The sequence below is a fragment of the Rhizobium sp. SRDI943 genome (genome assembly GCF_057653695.1).
This window is the reverse complement of record NZ_JBYGKN010000002.1, coordinates 364,608-387,179: the sequence shown is the minus strand read 5'-3', so window position 1 is coordinate 387,179 and position 22,572 is coordinate 364,608. Positions and strand designations below refer to the sequence as shown.

Genomic DNA, 22,572 nt, shown 5'->3' with positions numbered 1-22,572 from the left:
CGAACAGTGCTGCAGCGGGAAGCTCAAAGACGGCCGGGGGGAGCCTTTCTCTCGGCCAAGGGGATCCACAAGCGGTTCGGCGCGCTGGTGGTGCTGGAGAATCTGGATTTTTCCATGGGCGATGGCGAGGCGATCGGCATTGTCGGGCCGAACGGCGCGGGCAAGACGACCCTGCTCAGCGTGCTCGCCGGCGCCTTCCCGCCGAATGAGGGAAGCATCACCTTCGATGGCGTCGACGTCACGCGCCGGACGGCGGCGGAACGCTGCCGGTCCGGGCTCGTCCGGACCCATCAGATTCCCAAGCCCTTCGGCGGCATGACGACTTTTGAGAATGTTTTCGTCGCCGCATCGCACGGCAATGCCGCAAGCCGTGACGAGGCCTATGAGCGCGTGGTGGATTCGCTTTCGCTCTGCGGCATGCTTGGCGTCGCCAACCGCCCGGCCGACACGCTCGGCCTGCTGGACCGCAAACGCCTGGAGCTTGCCCGTGCGCTTGCCACGCAGCCGAGGCTGATGCTGCTCGACGAGATCGGCGGCGGCCTGACCGATGGCGAGGCGAGCGAACTGGTGGAAACCATTCTCGAACTGCGCCGCCGCGGCATCGGCATCGTCTGGATCGAACATATCGTTCATATCCTCCTGCAGGTGGCGGAGCGGCTGATCTGCATGGACGCCGGCAGAATCATCGCCGATGGCGAGCCGAAAATGGTCATGAGCAATGCGGAGGTGGTCAAGGCCTATCTCGGAGGGACACCCGCATGAGCCTTCTCTCCATCCGCGACCTCGACGTCCGCCACGGCCTGCTCCAGGCGGTGCGCGGCGTCAGTTTCGATCTTGCCAAGGGCGAGGTGCTGGCGCTGGTCGGCGCAAATGGTGCGGGCAAGACGACGCTGCTCAGATCGATCGCAGGCGCCCATCTGCCATCCTCCGGCCGCGTCCTCCTCAACGACGAAGATCTGGCCGCCGTCCCCTCCCACAAACGGATCGCCAAGGGCATCGCCCTGGTGCCGGAAGGCCGGCGCCTGTTTTCACAGATGACGGTGGAAGAGAACCTGCTTCTCGGAAAGAGTTCCGGCCGTAAGGGCGAGTGGAACATCGAGCGCGTCCTCGACGCTTTTCCAAACCTGAAACCGCGCCGTCACGCCAAGACAGGACACCTCTCGGGCGGGGAACAGCAGGCGACCGCCATCGGCCGGGCGCTGATGAGCAATCCCGATATTCTTCTCCTGGACGAGGTCTCGCTCGGACTTTCGCCTCTGGTCGTCGATCGCGTCTATGCCCAGCTGCAGGCGCTGCTCACGTCGGGAACGACCATCGTGCTCGTCGAGCAGGATCTCGCTCGCGCCATGAGCGTGGCAAGCCGTGTCATCTGCATGCTGGAAGGACGCATCGTCCTCGACCGGCCGGCCGCCGCCGTCACGCGCGAACATGTCACTCAAGCCTATTTCGGATTGCACCGGACATCAGGCGAAAGGAGCGCATCGTGATCAACACCCTGCTCCAGGGCATTCTGCTCGGCGGCTACTACGCCGTTATCGCCTGCGGACTGTCCTTCATGTTCTCGGTCATGCGGATCATCAATCTCGCGCATGGCAGCCTGGCGGTCGCAGCCGCTTATGGGCTGTGGCTGCTGGCCGCCAAAGCCGGCATTCCACCCTTCGCCGGCCTGCTGATCGTGCTGCCGGTCATGGCGGCGGCGGGATGGCTGCTGCAGCGCTTCATTCTGGAACGCAGCGCCCGCGGCGGCACGCTCCTGCCGATCCTGACGACCTTCGGCCTGTCGATCGTCATCGACAACCTGCTGTTCGAGCAGTTCGGCGCCGACACCCGCTCGCTCGCGCCCTTCATCGGCAACCTGTCCTATGCATCCTGGCAGCTGCCGGGCCACATCTACGTCGGCAAGCTTGCTGTCATGATGATGGTGACGGCAGTCCTCGTTCTCGGCGGGCTGCAGTTCTTCCTCAGCCGCTTTGCGCTTGGCCGCGCGATCCGCGCCACGGCGGAAGATCCCGATACGGCGGGGCTGGTCGGCATCGACGCCCGCAGGGTCAACGCCGTCGCCACCGCGATCACCATGGTCACGGTCGGGATCGCCGGTGCTTTTCTCGGGATGCGGGCAACCTTCAGCCCCTACTCCGGCGGCCCACAACTTCTCTTCGCCTTCGAGGCGGCCGTCATCGGCGGCGCGGGATCGCTATGGGGCACGCTTGCCGGCGGCATCGTTCTCGGTCTTGCCCAATCGCTCGGCGCCCAATTGCATCCGCAAGGCTTCCTGATCGGCGGCCATGCCGTGTTCCTGCTGGTGCTTTTCGTCAGGCTATCCCGGTTCGGCATGCCGTCTCTCGACAAACTTGGCGCCTTTCTCAAACTGCGCACCCGTCTCCGGAGCCCGACATGAGCCCAAACGCGACCCTTGCCTCCAACGGAATATCGATAGAACGCTGGACGAAGGCGTCGCGGGTGGCGCTCGGCTGCATGGCCGCGGTGCTTGTCCTGCTGATGTTTGCCCCCGTTGTCCTCGGCGCCGGCGCGATCGACCGGATGACGGCCCTGTTCATCTACGTGATCCTTGCCGCCATGTGGAATGCACTTGCCGGTTTCGGCGGGCTGGTCTCGGTCGGCCAGCAGGTGTTCTTCGGCCTCGGCGCCTATTTCACCATCCGCCTGGCGGATGCGGGGCTCAATCCCTTCGTCTCGCTGTTTGCCGCCGCGATCGTGACCGGCGCGCTGTCGATCCCGCTTTCGCTGTTCATGCTGCGCCTGAAGGGCGGCGAGTTCGCAATCGGCATGTGGGTGATAGCGGAACTCGCCCATCTGCTCGTCAACCTCGACCGGCTGATCCAGGGGGAAACCGGAACCTCGCTGATCTCGCTCAACGTCTATGACGGTGCGACGCGGCGGGCAACGATCTACTGGCTCGCCTTGGTGGCCATGGCCGCCGTGCTCGGCGCTCTCTTCATGCTGATGCGCAGTCGCGCCGGTGCGGCCATGCAGGCGATCCGCGACAATGAGGAGGCGGCAACCTCGCTCGGCGTGCGGGTGATCGCGACCAAGAGGCTGCTCTTCGTGCTCGCCGCCTTCGGCATCGCCGTTGCCGGCGGCCTGTGGCTGGCGACCGCCACCACCTTTCAGCCGAAGACCTATTTCAGCGTCCAGTGGACGGCCTACATGATCTTCATGGTGCTGGTCGGCGGGATCGGCAAGTTCGAAGGCGCGATCCTCGGCGCCATCCTGTTCTTCGTGATCGAGACCGTCTTCGGCGGAGCCGGCGTCTGGTACCTGATCGGCCTTGGCGCCACCGCCTTGATATTCTCGCTCTACCTGCCGCGCGGCCTGTGGGGCGAAATCGAGCGCCGCTTCGATTTTCAACTTCTGCCGGTCGGCTACCGGCTGAAATTGCCGGGTCCGCATAAAATCAAATGGGAAGAATGAGCCGGGTTATGTCTGGATTCTCTTGCGAAAGGTGACGTTCATGCTTTTTGGTAAAACGATCCTGGTGACCGGCGTGGCTTCCGGCATCGGCGCCCGCACGGCGGAGCTGGCCGGCCAGATGGGCGCCGAGGTCATCGGCGTCGATGTGCGCGAGCCTGCCAGCGGAAGTGCCGCTTTCATCAAGGGTGATCTGTCGACTGCATCAGGCGTAGCCGAGATCGTCGCGCAGCTCCCAGTGCGCCTCGACGCACTCGCCAATGTCGCCGGCCTTTCCGGCAACACAGGTGTCGTCTCGACGCTCGCCGTCAATTTCTATGGCCTTCGCGCCCTGTCCGAAGCCGTGGTACCCCGCCTGCGCGAAGGCGGGGCCATCGTCAACGTCGCCTCGATCGCCGGCTACGGCTGGCGCGCCAACCTCGAGCGGGCAAAGTCGCTGACATCAATCGAAGGCTTTCCCGAAGTGGCGATGCTCGTCGCCGAACACGGCCTCAAGGATGAGGAAGCCTACCCGCTCTCCAAGGAGCTGCTGCTGCTTTGGACCATGCGGGCGGCCCATCAGCCGCTGTTCAAGAACCGCGGCATCCGGGTCAATGCGGTCAGCCCCGGACCGGTGGAAACGCCGATCCTCAAGCAGTTCCGCGCCGTGCTCGGCGATGCCAGGGTCGATAGCGACATCACCCGCGTCGGCCGCGCCGGCACCTCCGCCGATATCGCCCCCGCCGTGCTCTTCCTCTGCTCGGATGGCGCACGCTGGATCAACGGCGCCAACATTGCCGTCGACGGCGGCCTCGAAGCTTCCATCAACGCCGAAGTCCTCGGCTTCTAGTTCTTGTCCCCTGGAGACCTCCGATGAATATTTCCCTCCTCATAAACGGCGCCGACCGCGCGGCCTCCGGCGGCCGGACCTTTGATCGCATCGATCCCTTCACCGAGAAGCTCGCAAGCCGCGCCGCCGCGGCAAGCCTGGATGATGCGGCCGCTGCCGTCGAAGCCGCCGCCGCTGCCTTCGGCGCCTGGTCGAAGACCGGCCCCGGCCAGCGCCGCGCGATCCTGATGAAGGCTGCCGATATCATGGATTCCAAAGTCGGCGAGTTTACCCGGCTGATGATCGAGGAGACCGGCTCAACCGCACCCTGGGCCGGCTTCAATGTCATGCTCGCCGCCAACATCCTGCGCGAGGCCGGCGCCATGACGACGCAGATATCAGGCGAAATCATCCCTTCCGATAAGCCGGGCACGCTCGCCATGGGTGTTCGCCAGGCCGCCGGCGTCTGCCTGGCGATCGCTCCCTGGAACGCGCCGGTCATCCTCGCCACCCGCGCCATCGCCATGCCGATCGCCTGCGGCAATACCGTCGTGCTCAAGGCATCCGAACAATGCCCCGGCACGCATAGGCTGATCGCCACCGCGCTGACCGAAGCCGGCCTGCCGGCCGGCGTCATCAACGTCCTCACCAACGCGCCGGAGGACGCGCCTGAGATCGTCACCGCGCTGATTGCCCATCCAGCCGTCAAGCGCGTGAACTTCACCGGATCGACCAAGGTCGGCAAGATCATCGCCGAGACCTGCGGCAGGTATCTCAAACCCGCCCTTCTTGAACTCGGGGGCAAGGCGCCGCTGGTCATCCTCGACGACGCCGATATCGACGGTGCCGTCAACGCCGCCATTTTCGGCGCCTTCATGCATCAGGGCCAGATCTGCATGTCGACGGAGCGGATCATCGTCGACGAGACGATCGCCGATCAGTTCGTCGCCAAACTGGCCGCCCGCGCCAGCCAGCTGCCGGCCGGCGACCCACGTGGCCACGTCGTTCTCGGCTCGCTGATCAGCCTCGATGCGGCGAAGAAAATGGAGGAGCTGATCGCCGATGCGACGGCCAAGGGGGCAAAACTCGTGGCCGGCGGCAAACGCTCGGGCACCGTGGTCGAGGCGACGCTGCTTGATCATGTCACGCCCGAGATGCGCGTCTATGCAGAAGAATCCTTCGGCCCGGTCAAGCCGATCATTCGCGTTACCAGTGAGGAAGAAGCCATCCGCATCGCCAACGACACCGAATACGGCCTGTCATCCGCCGTCTTCAGCCGCAATGTCCAGCGGGCAATGTCGGTTGCGGCGCGGATCGAATCCGGCATCTGCCACATCAATGGCCCGACGGTAAACGACGAGGCGCAAATGCCCTTCGGCGGCGTCAAGGGCAGCGGCTACGGCCGCTTCGGCGGCAAGGCGGCAATCGCTGAATTCACCGACCTGCGCTGGATCACGGTCGAGGATTCCGCCCAGCACTATCCTTTCTGACGTCGACAGCGGCAAAGGGCAGATCGCGCCAATTCAAGCGATAGAGCGTCCTGTAGGACACGCGGCGCTCTATCGCAGTTGTCCCGGTCATTGCGGCCATCACCGGCCTGGACAAACATCCTCTTACTCATCGCGCTTCAGATCTTTGGGAACGATATATTTCGATCCGTCGTAACGCAGCCGGTGTTTGCCAATCGTCGTTTTATCTTCGCTCTGGCAATCACCATCCTTTCCGACAGTGGCAACGGAAGTGGTCGTTTTTTCGGCTACGACTATATCATTCCATCGGCAAACACGGCTTTTGCTGGTGAACCCATTGAAAGCGTGCGCGTGGTTTCATCAAACTCACCGGCACAGGCGGTATCCCATTCTCCGTGGTTCTCGCTGGCGACAATATTGTCGAGAACCGGCTTCAGCCCATCAGCGTCAACTGAGAAGAGCCATAAGGTCGTTTCGCCGAATGGATTGGCGCGCGAACTACCTTCCAGCGTAACACGCAATCCAAAAGCCGTTTTCCCAGGAGCGAGTTGATAACGTGCGGTATCGAAGGCGACGCTTTCTACATGAATGGCATCGTCGGACATAAGTCCCTGAAGACGCAGGCGCGCTTTACATGAAGATTGGTGCTGTCGACCACGAGCAGTTCGATGTCCCCCTCGTTTTCCGAATCCGACTGCTCTGTCATCAAGGGGACAGCAACAAGGGTCAGTTGCGGTTGAGCTGGCCAGATCCGGCAATTCACCCGACGCGGATCGCCGTCGACATTGTCGTCTGTCGGCAATGTGATGGTTGCGCCCCCAAACAGAAAAGCGTCGTCGGCGTTTTTGGCACCCGGATAGGCAAGACGGATGATGTCTGAGGCGCGGCCGGCGCATTGGTTCTGGCCCGCCGATGCCGCTGGAGCGCTGACAGCAACGCCGAGTCCGATCAGAACGATCAGTTCGAAGAATGAAGCGCGGGCGTTCGAAAGCTGCGTCAATGCAAATCCCTCCGCAAAGCCACAGGCATATTCGAAACGTGACATTTGGCAATATTGGGAGAATCGAAAAATATCAGCGGCCAAGGACCGAAGAGCATCAGTTGGCCGCGACAATGCTACAGCAATCGGAGGCGTTCATCTGTGGCCGACCGACAACCTATATTCCTAAGTTGAGTGCGATGGCTGCCTGTGCCACCCACCCGATCGAGCCGCGGGCTCGAGCCCGGAACCAAAGCCCTGTCACGCGTATTCGTCTAGATTGGCTTTCGAACTTATGTCGGGTGAACAAATGTCCTTGCACCTCAAACGAATCTACGAGCCGAAAGACGACAAGGACGGCACGCGCATCCTGATCGACCGGCTATGGCCGCGCGGGTTGAGCAAGCAAGATGCGGCAGTCGATATCTGGCTGAAGGATATCGCACCAAGCCCGGCGCTACGCCGATGGTTCGGCCATGATCCGGCCAAATGGACCGAGTTCCAGCGCCGGTATCAAAACGAGCTGGAGAAAAATCCATCCTCCGTCGAGGAGTTGAAACGCCAGATCCGACAAGAGGACGTGACGCTTCTCTACGCTGCAAAAGACATGGCCCACAATCATGCCATCGTGCTTCAGCGCTTCCTCGGCAAAGACTGACGCGTCGGTGACAAGCTGTTTCTCTGGGTCCCGAAATTTCCGGGAACCTTTTCGCTCGATCTGCATCCAATGTTCGCTTCCCAAGGCGCATCACCGTTGCTGCCGGAAGACATTCGGCCACGACACAAGGGAGACAGATCATGTTGAAACGAATTCTCGGCGCCACCCTAATGGCGGCCTCACTCGGCACCGCTTCGATCGCCGCCGATGCCAAGCCGACCGATCCTCAGATCGCCCACATCGCCTATACGGCGGGGCAGATCGATGTCACCGCGGCAGAGCAGGCTTTGAAGAAGAGCAAGAATGCCGACGTCATAGCATTCGCCAAAACCATGGAGCGCGACCACAAGGCCGTCAATGATAAGGCGCTCGCCCTCGTCAAGAAGCTGAAGGTGACGCCCGAAGACAACGCAGTCAGCCAGTCCCTGTCGACACAGGCGACCAAGGAACTGACGACGCTGGAGGCGCTCGACGGCGCGGCGTTTGACAAGGCCTATGTCGAAAACGAAGTCGCCTATCACAAGTCGGTCAACGACGCGCTTGCCAACACCTTGATCCCGTCGGCTGAGAATAAAGAGCTCAAGTCGCTGCTGGAAACGGGCCTGACGCTATTCAAGGAGCACCAGATGCATGCCGAGCATCTGGCTTCCATGATCAAATAGGCTTGAGGAATGGGCTCGCTGATGAAATCGCTACGGCTCCCGCTGCTGTCTGCACTGCTTTGGGCGGGCAACGGGGTTGCCTCGGCGGCCGACTATCAGATCACCATCACCGGCATGAAATTCGGCTCGCCGCCTGCCGAGCTGCGTGTCGGCGATGTGATCGTCTGGCGAAACGATGATATATTCCGGCACACGGCAACCGCTCGCGACAAGAGCTTCGATATCGACCTGCCGCCGAAATCGGAAGCCCGCATGACGGTCGCCCAAGCGGGAGCGGTCGATTTCTATTGTCGCTTTCATCCCGCCATGACGGGCAAGCTGGACGTCCGGCCATAGGCCGGGCTCCAATCGAAAGACAGGCGAGCGGGGCGGAGGACTCCCTATGACAGCCATTCCGGTTACGGCCGAGCGACACCGGCAGCAGATGTCGATACTGTCCGACACCGATCTCGTGCTCTTGGCAAAAGCAGGCGACGAGCTCGCCATCCGCGCCATCGTTCAACGTCACAATCAGCGCCTGTTCCGGACGGCGCGCGCCGTCATCCGCAATGATGCGGAGGCGGAAGACATCGTCCAGGCCGCCTATATCAAGGCCTTCACCAGTCTGGCGACATTCCGGGGCGAGGCGCAACTTTCGACATGGCTGACCCGCATTACCCTCAACGAGGCGCTCAGCCGTGTGCGGGCCCGAAGGAACACCACCGGACTCGAGGAAATCGACATGCAGACGACGGCGCCGGGTGGCGAAGTGTTACAGTTTCCGTCTTCCCTGTCCGCAACTGATCCGGAAACCGAGCTGTCCAGGAGCCAGGCGCGGCATCTCCTCGAAAATGCGGTCGACGGGCTCCCGGACGATTTTCGCGCCGTGTTCGTGCTGCGGGATGTCGAAGGCATGAGCACGGAGGAGGCTGCCTCGTATCTCGGCATAAGACCCGAAACGGCCAAGACCCGGCTGCACCGGGCGCGCAGGATGATGCGCCAGTCCATCGAAAAACAGCTCTCCGGCGCATTCTCGGCCCTCTTCCCGTTCGACGGCGTCCGTTGCGCTTTCATGGCCGACCGCGTCATCGCCGCCCTTGGCAACGAGATGTCATGATGTCTCGCACTATTGACGGGATAAATCCTCCGGCCTTGAGCGTCTCGAGCTCGGCCCGCTTCGTCGGTCAGGTCTCCGGCGCAAGAGCAGTGGAAATTAGAAGAACATGCTGCCGAACGTGCGGATCTCCGCTTGGACAGCTAAGGCTGTTGAACGATGACGCTGGAGAGGTCGCGGATGAGGGCCGGGCGTGTGCCCACTTCCGGCCGCACGTATGCGATCCGCTCAGCGTGAAAGGCCATGCGATGTCGTTCCGCGCCTATCCATAATTCGCAGACATATACAATTTGCGCAGGAAATAGCGCGGCGGCGGCCATTTTGTGGCGGAAAATACAATAATTAACAGAGACTTAAGCAATCCGGATACTTCTTGCATATTAGTATGACTTATTTGACGGTGGTCTTTTTGCGCTCGGGTCTTTCATATTCACTTGCTCGGGTCTTCCAAACCCTTCGTGGTCTCGGTAGGGATAGGGGCGGCAATGTCGCGATCGTCGTTGCCCTCACCCTGGTGCCGATGATCGTCGCAGTCGGCGCGAGCTTTGACTACATCAGGACCTACAATGTCCGCCAGAGGATGCAGAGCGACCTGGACACGGCGCTGATCGCCGCAGTCAAAGAGATCGATACCGACGACGCCGTCGCCCTCAAGCAAAAGGTTTCCGACTGGTTCCACGCGCAGGTGGAAAACAGCTATACGCTTGGCGACATCAACATTGACACATCAAACCATAAGATCACGGCGACAGCCAGCGGCACGGTTCCGACGACGCTGATGAAGATCGCCAACATCGACACCGTTGACGTCAGCGTGGCAAGCGCCGTCAAGGGGCCGGCCACCTCCTATCTTAACGTCTATATCGTCATCGACACATCCCCGTCGATGCTTCTGGCGGCAACAACGGCCGGCCAGGCGACCATGTATTCCGGCATCGGCTGCCAGTTCGCCTGCCACACGGGCGACGCGCACAAAATCGGCAACAAGACATACAACAACAATTACGAATACAGCACTGCCAAGAACATAAAGTTGCGCGCCGACGTCGCCGGTGATGCCGTCAAGGACGTGCTTGCGCTGATCGACACCTCAGACAGCAATCATCAACGCATCAAGGTCGGATTATATAGCCTCGGCGATACCCTTACGGAAGTTCTGGCCCCGACGCTCAGCACGGACACGGCGCGCAACCGCCTCGCGGACGCAAGCTACGGCCTCACCAGCGCGACCTCGAAGGCAGCCACCTATTTCGACGTCTCCCTGGCAACGCTCAAACAGAAAGTCGGCACGGGCGGGGACGGGACGGCCTCGAACTCGCCGCTCAAGCTGGTTCTCCTGCTGACGGACGGCGTCCAATCGCAGCGCGAATGGGTGACCGACAAGGTCACATGGTCGAACAACAAGGCAATTTCCGGGACGTACTGGAACAAGGTGGCGCCGCTCAATCCAGCCTGGTGCGCCTACCTCAAAGACCAGTCCGCCACCATGGCGGTGCTCTATACCGAATACCTGCCGCTCACGTCGGATTGGGGCTACAACGCAACTGTCGGTTCGACCATGGCCAGCGCCAACTGGAAAGGCACCTATGGTGGCATCATGCAAAGTGGCGTGTCGACCAGCATCACGAGACGGGATTACATCCCCTATGCGCTTTCCGACTGCGCATCGTCCAAGAGCCTGTTCCTATCAGCATCGTCATCGACCGAGATCACCGCAGGCCTGTCGGCGCTTTTCACCCAATATCTCGCATCCGTCCGGTTGACCCAATGAGGCGAGGGAAACGCTTCGCATCGTTGCGCCGCCTGTTCGGCGATCGCAAAGGGGTCGCTGCGATCGAATTTGCGATCCTGGCTCTGCCGCTCTTCATCATGATATTCGGCATTATCGAAGTGTCGCTGATGTTCTTCGTCAACTCGGCGCTGGACGCGTCCGTGCACAAGATCTCCCGAATGATCCGCACCGGCGAGGTTGCATCCTCCAAGATCACGCTGGCCGATTTCAAGACCAGAATCTGCAACGACATGCTTCTGTCCTTCAGCTGCTCCAGCGGTCTGCTGGTCAAGGTGATCGTGCTTTCCGACCTCTCGTCGGCCGCCAGCACCGATCCCATCGACGACAGCGGCAATCTCACGGTCACCGAGACCTATGACATCGGCAAAGGCAGCGACTACATCCTGGTTCAGACGTTCCTGCCATGGACAGCCGTCGTCAATTTCTTCAGCCTTTCGAGCGCCAAGCTTTCCGACGGCCGCTACCTGCTCGGATCTTCCGTTCTGTTCCGCAACGAGCCTTTCTGAGATGATCATGAAACGGAGCCTGTCCTTCTTCCGCTTCGCCCGATCCCGCACCCGTCATCTCGTGCGCGACCGGTCAGCGGCTTCGGGTGTGGAATTCGCGCTGGTGTTGCCGATCCTGGTGATGCTCCTGTTCGGCACCGTCGATCTCGGCCATGCGCTCACAGTCAGCCGAAAGATAGACGAGATTGCCTCCTCCACAGGCGACATGATTTCACAGCAGGGCTCCTGGACGAAGTCCGACGTCGCCAAGCTTCTCTCTGGCGCCAGCTTCATCCTGCAGCCCTATGAGACGACAGGGCTGACGATCACCGTCGCGGTGGACGATATCGCCAAGAGCGGCAGCGCGACGGTCAACTGGTCTGCAGCACTCAACACCTCCGCCCTTAACTCCGGCGCGGCGAGTACAATCGAGGTCCCTTCGGAAATCCAGGATGATGGCGTGCAGGTGGTGCTGACCAGGGTGCAGTACACATTGACGACGCCGGTCTCGGCGTTCTTTTCAAACTTCACCGGGCAGAATGGCTACAGCTTCGATCGCCATTACTTCAATCGCCCGAGGGTCGGCGACAAGATCACTTACAAATAAGCTCCAGGCTTGTCGCAATCGCCTGGAGGCCCCACAGCTGCGACTATCATTATAGTCCTCCACGATTGATCGTCTCCAGGTCCGGCATATCGCCACCGCGTTCGACCGGCCCTTTCCAACCACGGCTTCCGCTCATCCGACCGCAGAACCGCGTGACCCCGGATGTGACGTAGACGGCATTGACCCGGTCCCTGTCGGGTGCATAGTCGCGGGGTACTGGCTTGGAGGTGGCAACGGTCGCCTTTGTCGTGTTGTAGGCGATGTGGCTTGGCCTATGTCGCGTTAGGCCCGCTGCGGGCTGCGGAGTAATCAAATGAAAATCGACAGTATCGGCTTCGTCGGAACCGGCGCAATTACCGAGGCCATGGTTCGCGGCCTTCTGAATGAGCCGGCCTATGCCTCCGAAATTCACGTTTCTCCACGAAGCGCTCACATCGCCGCGACGCTGGCAGAAGAATTCGCCGCCGTCAGAATTGCCAAGGACAATCAGGACGTCGTCGAACGCAGCGACATGGTGTTCCTGGCGATACGGCCGCAGGTCGCCGAGGAGGTCGTGCGTGCGCTATCGTTCAGGGATGGCCAAATGGTCGTCAGCCTCGTTGCGGCGACGGAGCGCCAGGCTCTTATCGAATGGATTGGCGCCGACGTGCATCTGGTGCAGGCGATCCCCCTGCCCTTCGTCGCAGGCCGGCAAGGCGTCACCGCCGTCTATCCGCCTGATACCGCCGTCGCGGCGCTTTTCGACACGCTCGGAACGGCCGTCCAATGCCAGTCCAGAAAGGAATATGATCTTCTCGCGGCAGCGAGCGCAATGATGTCGACCTATTTCGGCATCATGGAGCAAGTTGCCGTCTGGCTGGAAAGAAGCGGCCTCGAAAAGGCGAAGGGACAGGCCTACATTGCGCCGCTCTTTGCAAGCCTCGCGCAGAAAGCGAACAGCCCCGGCAATGAACCGTTCAGCGCGCTGAGCCGCGAATTCGCGACCAAGGGAGGACTGAACGAGCAGGTTCTTTCAGACTTCGAGAAGAAGGGCGGCCTTGCCGCACTGACCGCCGCACTCGATGGCGTGCTTGCCCGCATCGAGGGCAAGAACTAGAACGTCGGCGGCGTGCAGGCGCTGATGACCTCGCAGGGCACCGGTCCGACGCAGCGGAAGCGGTGCGGGCGCCTGCTTTCGAAATAGTAGGCGTCACCCGCTCCAAGGATACGCCGCTCGTCGTCGACCGTCACCTCGAGCCTTCCAGAGAGCACGATCCCGCCCTCCTCCCCCTCGTGAACAAGCGGAACCTTTCCGGTATCGGCGCCCGGCTGGTAACATTCCTTGAGTATTTGCAGGCTGCGCCCGAACAGGTTTTCTCCAACCTGCCTGTAGGAAATGGCGCCCTTGCCGATCTCCACCAACTCCTCGGCCGCATAGAAGGCCTTCCTTGGACGCTCGGGCTCGAAGGCGAAGAATTCCGCCAGGCCGATGGGGATACCGTCCAGAATTCGCTTCAAAGCCCCGACCGACGGGTTGGAGGCGTTCGATTCGATCAGCGAGATCGTCGAGTTCGGCACGCCGGTGCGCTTGGCGAGCTCACGCTGGGAAAGCTTATGGGCGATGCGGAGATAGCGAAGGCGGTTGCCGATATCGACTGACATGATGCTACCCGTTTGTGTTGTCCAGAATATCCAAATTAATATCCTTCCAACCATTGAATTTCAATAGCTTGCACCGACAAAGAAAAGGACTTGTTTGAAAGGAAGAAATTGCCATTCTCGGCGCCATCCCAAAGGAGGCCAGGATGGACCAGCTCAGCAAAACGAACGCGCCCGTACTCGAAAATTTCTGGATGCCGTTCACCGCGAACCGGCAATTCAAGGCCACGCCGCGGCTACTCGCAGCCGCAGAGGGCATGTACTACACCGACATCGATGGACATCAGGTGCTTGACGGCACGGCCGGGCTCTGGTGCTGCAACGCCGGCCACGGCCGCAAGAAGATCGCCCAAGCCGTCGAGCGACAGCTTGCAACCCTCGACTACGCGCCGACCTTTCAGATGGGGCATCCGATCGCCTTCGACTTCGCTGCAAAACTGGCTGCGAACGCGCCGGGCGGTCCTGACGCCAAGCTCGACAGGATCTTCTTCACCGGCTCAGGCTCGGAATCGGTCGATACGGCGCTCAAGATCGCCATCGCCTATCAGCGGGCGATCGGCCAGGGCACCCGCACACGGATCATCGGGCGCGAGAAGGGATATCATGGCGTCGGGTTCGGCGGCATTTCTGTCGGCGGTCTCGTCAACAACCGGCGGGTCTTCCCGCAAATACCGGCCGACCATATGCGCCACACGCTCGACATCGGGCGCAATGCGTTTTCAAAGGGCCTCCCCGCCCACGGCGTCGAACTGGCGGACGATCTCGAGCGCCTGGTGCAGTTGCACGGCGCCGAGACCATCGCGGCTGTCATCGTCGAGCCGATGTCGGGATCAGCAGGCGTCGTCTTGCCTGCGAAGGGCTATCTGGAGAAGCTGCGCGCAACCGCCGACAAGCACGGGATTCTGCTGATCTTCGACGAGGTCATCACCGGCTTCGGGCGTCTCGGCACCCCTTTTGCGACCGACTACTTCGACGTCGTGCCCGACCTGATCACCACGGCAAAAGGCATCACCAACGGCACGATCCCGATGGGCGCGGTCTTTGCCAGCCGCAAGGTCTATGACGGCCTGATGGTCGGACCGGAAAATGCGATCGAACTCTTCCATGGCTATACCTATTCCGGCCATCCGGTCGCCTGCGCAGCCGGGCTCGCTACGCTCGAGATATACGAGGAAGAAGGCTTGCTGACGCGCGCATCCGAGCTCGCCGAATACTGGCAGGAGGCCCTTCATTCGCTGAATGGCCTGCCTCATGTCGTCGACATCCGCAATCTCGGACTGGTCGGCGCGGTCGAACTAGCTCCTCGTGAAGGAGCGCCGGGAACCCGCGCTTACGAAATCTTCGTCGACTGCTTCGAAAAGGGCCTGCTGATCCGGGTGACCGGCGACATCATCGCGCTTTCTCCGCCGCTTATCATCGAGAAAGACCAGATCGACACGATCGTCGCGATGCTCGGCGATGCCTTGAAGCGCGCAGCATAGATCCGCATCCGACGTGGTGTTCCCGTCGGCGATCGGACGTCTGGTCCATCGTCGACGAGCCATCCGGCACGCCGAGATAGAGCTCAGCGCTTCAAGGTCTGTGACGGCAATTGGCCGAAACGCTTCCTGTATTCGGCAGCAAATCGCCCCAGATGCGTAAACCCCCATCTGAGCGCGACATCGGCGACGACCTGCTTCCCGTCGGACCCGAGCAAATCTCGATGGGCGGCGGCCATCCGAAGGTCATGCAGGTAGGACATCGGGGTCGTATCCCTGAACTGCCGGAAACCCTGTTGCAAAGTCCGAACGCTGACCTTGGCTGCCATCGCGATATCGTTGAGCGAAATCGGCTCGGCGACGTGTTCCTGCATGAAGTCGATTGCCCACTTCACATGGCGTGGGGCCGGCGCCGGAGCAGGCAGCGCAAGCTCGTTCGAATAACGATTGGGGCAGGTCTCCAGAAGCAGATAGATCGCCGCGTCGCAGAGCGAGCCGGCAGCCAGCGGCGACCGCTGCAGCGGTCCGTTCCCGCTGAGGCCGCGATGGAGGCTCGAGACAATTTGCTGCAATACAAGCCCCGGACCGGTCGTCAGATCGATGTGCGGATGAAAGTCGACGTCGCCGCTGATCGTTCTGTCGAACATATGCGTGAGGTGGCTGGTGATCTTGGCCTGATCGACGAACAGGCCAAAATGACGGCGGGGGCCGAACAGGCGAGCACCCGCGGCACGACCTGCCTCAAGGATCGTGCCACGGGCGGGAACGGAATATATTTGCTCCCGCATGCCCTCGAAGGATGCGTTCCCTGTCATCGGTAGAAAAACGATCATCCTGTCGCTGGGCGCTTCCCGCCTGATCAGGATTGTGCCTTCGTAGGTACAGTCGGCGACGGTTACCTCTTCTCCGACGGAGACGAAATTGCAGTGGTATGCAATCGGCATATTGCCTTCCGCCGCAACCTTGATCGGGGAGTTTGGCGTCGACAATATTTCCGAGAGCGCATCCGGGTCCGTTCCACTGTGCGCCGTTTCCCGAAACAACATGCTCTGCATCGCCAGCTGTTGGGCGAGGCTGCCATCGTTATGTATATGAGAATTAACGGACATTCGTGACCCCGAAAGACGATGTACACAAGTGATAATGGATTTTCGCAATCATGTTCGTCTCTTTTTTTGCGTTGCCGGGCGGTGTCAACCGTAGCGGCTGATTGCGAGATCTCTCACGTCGATTTCCGGCTGGCCGCCGCTGACGAGATCGCCGATGAGCCTGGCCGAACCGGTACTCATGGTCCAGCCGAGCGTGCCGTGACCGGTATTGAGGAAGAGGCCGGCGACCTTGGTCGCGCCGATGACCGGCGTGCCATCAGGCGTCATCGGGCGCAGGCCGGACCAGAAGGAGGCCTTGGAAACATCGCCGCCGGGGAAGAGATCGGTGACAGAATGTTCCAGCGTGCTGCGGCGAGCCAATCCGAGATCGTTGGTATAGCCCGATATTTCCGCCATGCCGCCGACCCGGATGCGGTCGCCGAGCCGGGTGATCGCAATCTTGTAGGTCTCATCCATGACGGTCGATTCCGGCGCCCGTGACGCCTCGGTGATCGGGATGGTGAGCGAATAGCCCTTAACGGGATAGACGGGCAGCCTGATGCCGAGCGGCTTCAGCAGCAGCGGCGAATAGCTGCCGAGCGCAACCACCACAGCCTCCGCGCTCATCCGCTCACGATCGGTGATGACTCCGCGCACCCGGCCGGCCTCGACATCCAGTGCCTTGATCGTCGTTCCGTAAACGAAGCGGACACCGAGCGCCTCGGCCTTGGCGGCCAGCGCGTTGGTGAACTTGAAGCAGTCGCCGGTTTCGTCCTTCGGCGTCAGCAGACCGCCGACAATCTTGTCGCGCACATGTTTCAGCGCCGGCTCGAAGCGGATGCAGCCGTCCCGATCCAGCACCTCATAGGGAATGCCGTCGGCAGCCAGCGCTTTGACATCCTTTGCCGAGGCCTCCAGTTGCTGCTGCGTGCGGAACAGCTGCAGGGTTCCCTGCATGCGTTCGTCGTAGGCGATGCCGGTCTCGGCGCGAAGATCAGCCAGCGCGATGCGGCTGTAGTCGGCAAGGCGCAGCATGCGGCTCTTGTTGATCGCGTAGCGCTCGGAGGTGCAGTTCGACAGCATCCTGGCCATCCAGGAGAGCATGGCCATGTCGAGTTTCGGTCGCAGGACGAGCGGCGCATGTTTCATGAACAGCCACTTCATGGCCTTCATGGGAATGCCGGGTGCCGCCCATGGCGAGCAATAGCCGAAGGAGACTTCGCCGGCATTGGCAAAGCTCGTCTCCAGCGCCGGACCAGGCTGCCGGTCGACGACCGTGACCTCATGGCCGGCCTTGGCCAGTTGATAAGCGGACGTGACGCCGACGATGCCGGCTCCTAGAACGATGACCTTCATGATGTCCCCAATGATTGGAGCCGCCGGCTCTCAGCGATATTGCCTGTCGTAACGATCGCCCAGGCCCGTTAGGATTTCGTAAGAAATGGTGCCGGCATCGCGGGCGATGTCCTCGAGCGTCTGATGGCGGCCAAGCACCTCGACGAGACTGCCGAAGGTCAGCGCCCCTTCGGGCAGTGCTGATATGTCGACGGTCGCACTGTCCATCGACACGCGGCCGACGATCGGCAGGCGGATTCCCTTGAAATAGACGGCGCCGCGGTCGCCGAGGCATCGCGGCAGACCATCGGCATAGCCGGCTGCAATGGTGGCGAGACGCGTTTCCCGTTGCGTCACATGCGCGCCGCCATAGCCGACCTTTGCACCCGCCGGAACGGTGCGCGTCTGCACGACGGCGACATTGAGGCTGACGACCGGCTCCATCGGGTTCTTCTCGCCGGCGTTCGGAGCGCCGCCATAAAGCGCGATGCCGGGGCGGGCGAGTACGCCGTGATAGGGGTCGCCCAGGAAAACGCCGCCGGAATTGGCGAAGGAAATGTCGAAGCCGGGAAACTCGTCGGCGATGCGGGACATCTCGGCAATCTGCTCGCCGTTCTGATCGCTATCCATGTCATCGGCCGAAGCCAGATGGCTCATGATGAACAGGATTTCGACATTGGTGCTGCCGCTAAGGGCTGCCGCCAGCTCCGCCCTTTCCTCCTCGGGAAAACCGAGCCGCGACATGCCGGTGTCGAACTGCAGGACGGCTGGCAGGCAGCGCTTCAGAATGCGCGCAGCCGTCGACCATTGCCGCCACTGCGCCAGTGAATTGAGAACCGGAACGACGCCCATCTCGGCGCAGGCGATCTCGTAACCCGGCTGCAAGCCGTTCAGCACGAAAATCTGGGCATCGTGCGCAAGGGCCGGCCGGAGCCTCAAGGCCTCGACAAACTGGGCGACGAAGAAGTGCCTGCAACCTTCACTGTAAAGCGTTCTTCCGACCCGCTCGGCGCCAAGGCCATAGGCGTCGGCCTTGACGACGGCGCCGGCGCGGACCGACGCCAGCATCGATACGAGCTTGCGATAGTTACGACCAAGGGCGGCAAGATCGATCGTCAGATAGCCCGTGGCTCCCTGCGTGGTCGTCGCAATGCGTGTGCGGGAAACCAAAATATAGCTATCCATGTCCACCCCTTTTCGATCTCAGGAGTTTATGAAAGAATGAGCGAAATTGCCGGCCATTCAGCAATCGATTATTGCATGATTTGCTAAATATTCGCATAATCAATCACAATTTGGAATGATCCACCATGGCTGCCCTCGACGCGATCGATCGCAATATTCTGAGACTGCTGCGTCTTGATGCCCGCATGAGCAATGCCAAGCTCGCCGCCGAAATCGGTCTCTCTCCCTCGGCCTGCCTCAGGCGCATCAAGATCATGGAAAAATCAGGCGTGATCCGCGGCTATACGGTGCTGGTAGACACCGGCAATGCGGATGAGATGATCGCCGTGATCATCAACATCACTCTCGAACGACAAACAGAAGACTATCTCGACCGCCTCGAGGCGGCAGTCCGGCGGCATCCCGAGATCCGGGAATGTTTTCTGATGACGGGCGGTTCGGACTATCTGCTGCGCGTGGAGGTTGCCAATGCCGGCGAGTTCGAGCGGATCCACAAGGAGATCCTGTCGACCTTGCCCGGTGTCCTCAGGATTCATTCCAGCTTCTCGATCCGCAATGTCCTGGCGACGCGCACGAGGGGCCGGCGCTGAACCGCGATACCACCCGCACACCCAGCCGGATCGCGCGCATGACCAGCCTCGCTGTATCGTCAACTTCGGCGCTGGCGCAGACTGGAGACCCCTCGTCACTCGGATCCTGCGCTCCACTCGCGATAGGCGAGGTGGATCTTTGCTCCGATCGTCGTGAACGGCTGCGGCGGCAATGCCGTCGGGGCAGCCAGGCGCGCGTAGACGCGGCCGAGTTCGGAATCATGTCCGAGCGCCAGCTCCGCAGCCGCGATCCCTGATGCTGTCGAGTTCGACGCTCCAAGGCCGTTGCAGCCGCATGCCGCGAATACGCCACGCTCGATCTCGCCGAATGCCGGAACATGATTGCGTGTGAGCGCCATCGCGCCGGCCCAGCGATACTGCATCCCGACGCCGCCAAGGGTGGGAAAGCGTTTTGAAAACTTGCCGTCGTGGAGGCGGCCGGCCCGCTGGATCGCGGCGTCGCTGACTGCGATGCTCGGATTATAGCTGTAGCGCGAGCGCACCAGGATCCGGTCGCCGGCGCCGGTGCTGATGCGGCGGACGGTCGTTCCCATCGGCAGGGCGGGAGTGGCGGCCCACTTCCGCTCTCCACCGAGGCGCGAGGGGTCGAACGCCTCGGTGAGGGAGGCGTAGGTGAAGACGTGGAGCAGGCGTTGCGGGAAGAAGCCGAAGCTCTCCACATGTCCATTGTTTGCCATGATGATCTTTGCCGCCTGCACGGAACCCTGCGGCGTCTTGACGAGCCATCCCGTACCGGAGCGCTCGAACGAGAGCGCCGGCGTCCGCTCGCAAAGGGTGACAGGCTCCTTCAGGCAGTCGGCGACCGCGCGAATGTAGGCGGCGGGCTGCACGATGATCGTGCCGGGCATGAACAGACCGGAGGTGTAAACCGGCGATCCCGTTACTGCCTCGATCTCCCCGGCGCTCAGGAGCCGATGGTCTTCGCCCATGTTCGTGAGCTGCTGCGCATAGTCATCGAGGTGCTTGTCGCCTTCCGCGCTAATGGCGACGCTGTATCGGCCACAGGGATCGAACACCTCCTTGCCCCAGCCATCTTCCGTCGCCATCTCGGTCGCCAGAGCGATGGCCGAGCGCTGAATGAGCACGGATTGCCTGAACCTGGCCTCCGTCTCTCCGCTGAAATCGTCGGACGAGACCTCGTGCGGCAGGTCGATGATGAAGCCCGAATTCGCGCCCGCTGGCCCCTCGCCGACAATGCCCGCTTCAAGGACGGCGACCCGCGCGGCCGGGTCCAAACGTGAGATGCGCCGGGCCGCGGAAAGGCCGGCGAAACCACCGCCGATGATCGCGACGTCGGCAATGACCGGTCCGGTCAGCGCCGGCCGTGGCGTGCGGGGCGCAAGCATGGCCACCCAGCCCGAAACGCCTGCGCGTTTCGGCAGCCTGGAAGCGACGAAGACATTCCTTGCGGCCTGGGTCACGTCAGATCGCTTCCCGCTCCATGAGCGTTTCGAGGGAGCGCCGGATGGCCGGAAGCTTTTCGGGGGCAAGCCCCCGCAGCGGTTTTCGCGGAACGCCGGCGCCGTAGCCCACCAGATCCGCCGCCGCATAGACGGACTGCACGTAATCGCCTTCCCAGATCAACCCCATCGACGTCTCCAAGATTTTCCAGAGCGCGCGAACCTCGTCCCACTTGTGCTCGGCGGCGGCCTCGACGAGGGCGACGCAGGTTTTCGGAGCGAAGTTCGCCCCACCCCAGATCAGGCCGTCGCATCCGGCATAGAGCGCATAGGGAACGAGAGGGTCAGCGCCGTTCATGACGAAACGGCCGGTGCGGATAAGTGCTGCCTGCTTTCCAAGATCGCCGCTGCTGTCCTTGACGGCACAAAAGCCGGGGATTTCGCTCAGCTTGTCGAGAAGTTCGGGCGTGACGGCGACGCCGACCGCCTGGGGAACGTTGTAGCCAATCACCGGAAGACCGGCCTTCGCAACCTCGCTGTAGAAATCGACGATGTCTAGGTCGTCGGTCGGCCCTTCGAAGAAGGGCGGTAGAACCATCACGCCTTCGGCGCCGGCGTCGCGCGCGCGGATCGTGCGTTCGACGACGTCTTCCACCAGAAGCGCGGAAGTCTGCGCAATCACCTTCGCCCGGCCATTGACGATCTGCGCTCCGCGCCGGATCAGCTCCTCGGATTCCTCCTTGGAAAGATAGACGTGCATGCCGGTGCCGGAGCTGAACAGGAAGCTCCTGACGCCTGCTGAGAGATAGCGCTCGACATTGTATTCGAGCCTGCCGTAGTCGATGCGTCCGGCATCGTCGAACGGCGTGGTAATGGCAAGATTCAGGCCTGGAAACTGGAAGTCAGACATTCGTTTGGTGTCCTGCGTTAGGCTGTCGAAGGGTCGAGCCAAAGGTCCTAGAGGGTCGGCGTCTCCAGCCCCTCCGGGGCCGCGTACATGGCCATGTTTCGTCGTGAAAGCTCGAGGTGAAGCCGCGCCAGTTCTCCGGCTGCGTCGGGATTGCGTTTCCCGATGGCTTCGATCATCTCATCATGTTGTTGCGTGGCGAGCTCGAGTTCTTCCTGCATGCGAGGCGTGTTCGGGTGCTTGTAGAAAACCTTGCCGATGCGCGCATGGTCGATCTGCAGTCGCCGCAGGCTCGGAACCAGATAGACGTTGTGCGCCATCTCACCGATCTGGCGGTGGAACTGGTCGTTGTAGAAGACGCGCCCTTCGACGTCGCAATTGTCGACGGCCTTTCGAAATGATTGCTGAACCTGCTTGAGCACGTCGAGCTGCCCGCGCGTTCCGTTCTCGGCCGCCAGCTTGCTGGCGGTGATGTAGATCATCGGCGCAAGAAGGAAGAAGTCATGCAGCGACTGGTAGCTCATCGAACTGACCCGCGCAGCACGGTTGGCTTCCAGCTCGATATAGCCTTCGCCAGCCATCTGTCGCATCAGCTCGCGAACCGGCGGTCGGGACAACCCAAACTCCTCGCTCAGCGCCACTTCGTCCAGTACCGCACCCGGCGGCAGTTCCATCGTCAGGATGCGTCTGCGAAGCGTCAGGCTTAGATTCGTTTTACGGTCGGGGTTGCCGACCTCGGAGATAATTTCATCGTCCATCTCATAATCCTTTTGGAAGACATTATGTAGACATAAGATAGACGTCAAGAATTTCTTGAGACTTCGAAATCGGTTCCTCTCGCCGACTGAGCGATAGAGCAGTTTCAGGGGAGTGAGGTTACTGCTTCACGGCGAAGCGAATGCTGCGTCGGCCGGGCGGATTCGATTGTTCATCGCCCCGCCGCGCAGG

General features: G+C 61.5%; 25 protein-coding genes. 16 read left to right on the top strand and 9 right to left on the bottom strand.

Annotated features, from left to right (window positions below; translation table 11 throughout):
- Positions 1-6 precede the first annotated feature (6 nt).
- Genes AC245Y_RS25955 through AC245Y_RS25930 form a run of 6 tightly spaced genes read left to right on the top strand, consistent with a single transcriptional unit; the run spans position 7 to position 5,727 of the window.
- Complete coding sequence (locus AC245Y_RS25955; RefSeq protein WP_017996021.1) at positions 7-762, top strand: ABC transporter ATP-binding protein; 756 nt, start codon at positions 7-9, stop codon at positions 760-762.
- Positions 759-1,487 carry an ABC transporter ATP-binding protein gene (locus AC245Y_RS25950; protein WP_017996022.1) on the top strand — a complete coding sequence of 243 codons (729 nt, stop codon included), beginning with the start codon at positions 759-761 and terminating at the stop codon, positions 1,485-1,487. The genes AC245Y_RS25955 and AC245Y_RS25950 overlap by 4 nt, the downstream gene beginning before the upstream one ends.
- On the top strand, positions 1,484-2,398 hold the full coding sequence (locus tag AC245Y_RS25945) for a branched-chain amino acid ABC transporter permease (protein WP_003562250.1): 915 nt from the start codon (positions 1,484-1,486) through the stop codon (positions 2,396-2,398). The genes AC245Y_RS25950 and AC245Y_RS25945 overlap by 4 nt, the downstream gene beginning before the upstream one ends.
- A complete protein-coding gene (locus tag AC245Y_RS25940) occupies positions 2,395-3,432 on the top strand; it encodes a branched-chain amino acid ABC transporter permease (RefSeq protein ID WP_017996023.1) in 1,038 nt (345 codons plus the stop codon). The genes AC245Y_RS25945 and AC245Y_RS25940 overlap by 4 nt, the downstream gene beginning before the upstream one ends.
- 40 nt (positions 3,433-3,472) lie before the next feature.
- Entirely contained in the window at positions 3,473-4,258 is a 786-nt protein-coding gene (locus AC245Y_RS25935; protein ID WP_020487068.1) for a coniferyl-alcohol dehydrogenase, read from the top strand.
- Positions 4,259-4,281: 23 nt separating this feature from the next.
- Positions 4,282-5,727, top strand: a complete 1,446-nt coding sequence (locus AC245Y_RS25930; protein ID WP_017996025.1) for an aldehyde dehydrogenase — start codon at positions 4,282-4,284, stop codon at positions 5,725-5,727.
- Positions 5,728-5,999: 272 nt separating this feature from the next.
- Here AC245Y_RS25930 and AC245Y_RS25925 read toward each other — a convergent pair whose 3' ends face one another.
- Positions 6,000-6,311, bottom strand: a complete 312-nt coding sequence (locus tag AC245Y_RS25925; RefSeq protein ID WP_487762875.1) for a PA3715 family protein — start codon at positions 6,309-6,311, stop codon at positions 6,000-6,002.
- Positions 6,287-6,706, bottom strand: coding sequence for a hypothetical protein (locus AC245Y_RS25920; protein WP_245274049.1), 420 nt, complete (start codon positions 6,704-6,706; stop codon positions 6,287-6,289). The genes AC245Y_RS25925 and AC245Y_RS25920 overlap by 25 nt, the downstream gene beginning before the upstream one ends.
- Before the next feature lie 289 nt (positions 6,707-6,995).
- Here AC245Y_RS25920 and AC245Y_RS25915 point away from each other — a divergent pair, with 289 nt between their 5' ends.
- From AC245Y_RS25915 to AC245Y_RS25880, 8 genes are all read left to right on the top strand, one after another.
- Positions 6,996-7,343, top strand: coding sequence for a DUF488 domain-containing protein (locus AC245Y_RS25915; RefSeq protein ID WP_012755246.1), 348 nt, complete (start codon positions 6,996-6,998; stop codon positions 7,341-7,343).
- A 140-nt stretch (positions 7,344-7,483) separates the two neighbouring features.
- On the top strand, positions 7,484-8,005 hold the full coding sequence (locus AC245Y_RS25910; RefSeq protein ID WP_017996026.1) for a DUF4142 domain-containing protein: 522 nt from the start codon (positions 7,484-7,486) through the stop codon (positions 8,003-8,005).
- Between the two features lie 9 nt (positions 8,006-8,014).
- Complete coding sequence (locus tag AC245Y_RS25905) at positions 8,015-8,341, top strand: cupredoxin domain-containing protein (RefSeq protein ID WP_003562258.1); 327 nt, start codon at positions 8,015-8,017, stop codon at positions 8,339-8,341.
- Between the two features lie 46 nt (positions 8,342-8,387).
- The gene (locus AC245Y_RS25900) at positions 8,388-9,101 is read left to right on the top strand and encodes an RNA polymerase sigma factor (RefSeq protein WP_017996027.1); all 714 of its coding nucleotides are present in this window, start codon (positions 8,388-8,390) and stop codon (positions 9,099-9,101) included.
- A gap of 382 nt (positions 9,102-9,483) precedes the next feature.
- Positions 9,484-10,869, top strand: a complete 1,386-nt coding sequence (locus AC245Y_RS25895; RefSeq protein WP_032996855.1) for a TadE/TadG family type IV pilus assembly protein — start codon at positions 9,484-9,486, stop codon at positions 10,867-10,869.
- Positions 10,866-11,396, top strand: a complete 531-nt coding sequence (locus AC245Y_RS25890; RefSeq protein WP_017996029.1) for a TadE/TadG family type IV pilus assembly protein — start codon at positions 10,866-10,868, stop codon at positions 11,394-11,396. The genes AC245Y_RS25895 and AC245Y_RS25890 overlap by 4 nt, the downstream gene beginning before the upstream one ends.
- Position 11,397: 1 nt before the next feature.
- A complete protein-coding gene (locus AC245Y_RS25885) occupies positions 11,398-11,982 on the top strand; it encodes a TadE/TadG family type IV pilus assembly protein (protein WP_017996030.1) in 585 nt (194 codons plus the stop codon).
- Between the two features lie 313 nt (positions 11,983-12,295).
- Positions 12,296-13,078 (top strand): pyrroline-5-carboxylate reductase, encoded by a 783-nt coding sequence (locus AC245Y_RS25880; RefSeq protein ID WP_017996031.1) that lies wholly within the window; start codon positions 12,296-12,298, stop codon positions 13,076-13,078.
- On the opposite strand, the gene AC245Y_RS25875 is transcribed toward AC245Y_RS25880, so the two are convergent.
- Positions 13,075-13,623 (bottom strand): cupin domain-containing protein, encoded by a 549-nt coding sequence (locus tag AC245Y_RS25875; RefSeq protein WP_017996032.1) that lies wholly within the window; start codon positions 13,621-13,623, stop codon positions 13,075-13,077. The genes AC245Y_RS25880 and AC245Y_RS25875 overlap by 4 nt on opposite strands.
- A 143-nt stretch (positions 13,624-13,766) precedes the next feature.
- On the opposite strand from AC245Y_RS25875, the gene aptA reads away from it, so the two are divergent.
- Entirely contained in the window at positions 13,767-15,101 is a 1,335-nt protein-coding gene (gene aptA / locus AC245Y_RS25870) for an omega-aminotransferase AptA (RefSeq protein WP_017996033.1), read from the top strand.
- 83 nt (positions 15,102-15,184) lie between these two features.
- Here the strand turns inward: aptA and AC245Y_RS25865 are convergent, their stop codons facing one another.
- The 3 genes from AC245Y_RS25865 to alr all read right to left on the bottom strand — a co-directional run bounded on the left by AC245Y_RS25865 (position 15,185) and on the right by alr (position 18,706).
- On the bottom strand, positions 15,185-16,207 hold the full coding sequence (locus AC245Y_RS25865; protein WP_017996034.1) for a helix-turn-helix transcriptional regulator: 1,023 nt from the start codon (positions 16,205-16,207) through the stop codon (positions 15,185-15,187).
- 84 nt (positions 16,208-16,291) lie between these two features.
- The gene (locus AC245Y_RS25860; protein ID WP_017996035.1) at positions 16,292-17,542 is read right to left on the bottom strand and encodes a D-amino acid dehydrogenase; all 1,251 of its coding nucleotides are present in this window, start codon (positions 17,540-17,542) and stop codon (positions 16,292-16,294) included.
- A gap of 30 nt (positions 17,543-17,572) precedes the next feature.
- Positions 17,573-18,706, bottom strand: a complete 1,134-nt coding sequence (gene alr / locus AC245Y_RS25855) for an alanine racemase (protein WP_017996036.1) — start codon at positions 18,704-18,706, stop codon at positions 17,573-17,575.
- Between the two features lie 125 nt (positions 18,707-18,831).
- On the opposite strand from alr, the gene AC245Y_RS25850 reads away from it, so the two are divergent.
- Complete coding sequence (locus AC245Y_RS25850; RefSeq protein ID WP_003562274.1) at positions 18,832-19,296, top strand: Lrp/AsnC family transcriptional regulator; 465 nt, start codon at positions 18,832-18,834, stop codon at positions 19,294-19,296.
- A gap of 95 nt (positions 19,297-19,391) precedes the next feature.
- Here AC245Y_RS25850 and AC245Y_RS25845 read toward each other — a convergent pair whose 3' ends face one another.
- Genes AC245Y_RS25845 through AC245Y_RS25835 form a run of 3 tightly spaced genes read right to left on the bottom strand, consistent with a single transcriptional unit; the run spans position 19,392 to position 22,382 of the window.
- Positions 19,392-20,738, bottom strand: a complete 1,347-nt coding sequence (locus AC245Y_RS25845; protein ID WP_017996037.1) for an NAD(P)/FAD-dependent oxidoreductase — start codon at positions 20,736-20,738, stop codon at positions 19,392-19,394.
- A 1-nt stretch (position 20,739) separates the two neighbouring features.
- Entirely contained in the window at positions 20,740-21,627 is an 888-nt protein-coding gene (locus AC245Y_RS25840) for a dihydrodipicolinate synthase family protein (RefSeq protein WP_017996038.1), read from the bottom strand.
- A 47-nt stretch (positions 21,628-21,674) separates the two neighbouring features.
- The gene (locus AC245Y_RS25835) at positions 21,675-22,382 is read right to left on the bottom strand and encodes a GntR family transcriptional regulator (RefSeq protein ID WP_017996039.1); all 708 of its coding nucleotides are present in this window, start codon (positions 22,380-22,382) and stop codon (positions 21,675-21,677) included.
- Positions 22,383-22,572 lie beyond the last annotated feature (190 nt).